This is a genomic window from Mesorhizobium sp. M7A.F.Ca.CA.004.06.1.1, assembly GCF_003999135.1.
Taxonomy (GTDB): Bacteria; Pseudomonadota; Alphaproteobacteria; order Rhizobiales; family Rhizobiaceae; genus Mesorhizobium.
The window spans coordinates 1-1534 of sequence record NZ_RZPQ01001058.1 but is presented as its reverse complement, the minus strand read 5'-3'; the positions used below and the strand labels follow the sequence as shown (position 1 = coordinate 1534).

At 66.4% G+C, this 1534-nt stretch carries 2 protein-coding genes; both read right to left on the bottom strand.

The features are described from left to right. The coding region (locus EN906_RS33780) for a DUF4175 family protein (protein ID WP_127375758.1) at positions 1-839 on the bottom strand (839 nt) is incomplete at its 3' end. Between the two features lie 235 nt (positions 840-1074). Further along, positions 1075-1534 (bottom strand): pyridoxal-phosphate dependent enzyme (locus tag EN906_RS33775; protein WP_127375757.1); only part of this gene is annotated, 460 nt, incomplete at its 5' end.

Genomic DNA, 1534 nt, shown 5'->3' with positions numbered 1-1534 from the left:
ACCTTGGACGGCGGCGCCGGGCTTGCAGCCGGCTTGGCGGCGGCCTGCGGCGCAGCGGGATCGATGGCGCGGGCGTTGCCATTCTTGTCGGCATAGCCGAGCGTCTCCTCGCCTGAGCCACCCGTCACGCGCAGCGAAACGTCACTGCCTTCGGGAACCGTAAAGGTCGGGATCGCCTGGTTGGCGTCGGCGGTCAGGAAGATCGGCGGCTTGCCGGTATAGGCCGGTGGCGTCACCCATGCGTCGATGCGCGGCGGCACGATATCGCGCGCGCCATGGGCATTGAAGCCGTCGCTGATCCTGCCGCCCGTCGGTCCGAAGGAGAAGGCGAAGGCGGTAACGAGCAAAAGGGCCGCCACCGCGCGCAGCCCCCAGGGGTCGCGCTCCGGCACGCGCGTGCGCGGCAGGTCGGCGCCAAGGTTGTCGAGCTTTCCAGCCATACGCTTCTGGTGTTCGCGCCACAGCGCCTGCGAGAAGCTGCTTTCCCTGCCGCTGGGCCGGTCGGTCTGCACCAGCACCGGGCTGTGCAACAGTTGATTGGCGGCCTCTATGCGGCGGTCGATTTCGCCGGCGCCCGGCAGGCGGAAGAAGCGCAGCGGATAGAGCGCGGCCAGTGCCGCTATGGCAAAAGCAGCGACCAGGCCGATGCGCGCCATATCCGGCAGCCGGGAGAACAGCCCCAGCCAGGAGATGCTGAGGAACAGGCTGGCGACGATGACGAGCGGGAGCAGCAACGGCCAGCCGCGCTCGACCATCATCGAGACCCGCGTCGCCAACCGGCTCAAGGCCAGGCGTCCGGCCAGGCCGCGATCACTGCTGAAGGTGGGTCGTTGCGTCATCGGCCCTTCCTTGAGCCTATCCCGAAAACCGGGATGCGGCCTTATCCCTTTGAGCATGATCTGTTCCGAAAGGGATTTCACTTTTCGGGATCATGCTGTGGAGCGGGCAGGATAGCCCGACGCCTCACGACTCAAAGAATACCAGCAAACACGGCAAAGGCGAGGCAGTTCGGAAAAACGTGAAGTGGACCGTTATAGTTCCATCCTGCATACCCTTTAGAAGGCAGCAGGCCCTTTAGAAGGTAGCGGGGTCCGCATTCGCTCCGCAGACCAGCACGGCGACCCGTTCGCCCGCCGCCGGCGCATAGCGGCCCGACAGGACCGCGGCAAAGGCGGCGGCGCCACCCGGCTCGGAGATGATGCGGGCCCGGTTCCACAGCGCCTTCTGCGCGGCGATGATGTCGTCGTCACTGACCAGGATCGAGCGTTCGACAAAGGCTTCGGCAATCGGGAACATCATTTCGCCGACGCGCTTTGGCGCCAGCGAATCGGCGGCGATACCCTCGGCCGGCGCGTCGACGGGGTGTCCGGCCTCGAAGGCGCGATGAAGCGTCGGCGCTCCTTCCGGCTCGACGGCGATGATACGGATGCGGCCGGTAAACCAGGCAGCGATGCCGCCGATCAGGCCGCCGCCGCCGACAGCGACCAGCAGCGTGTCGATCTTAGGCAAATCGCTCTCGATTTCGAGCCCGAGC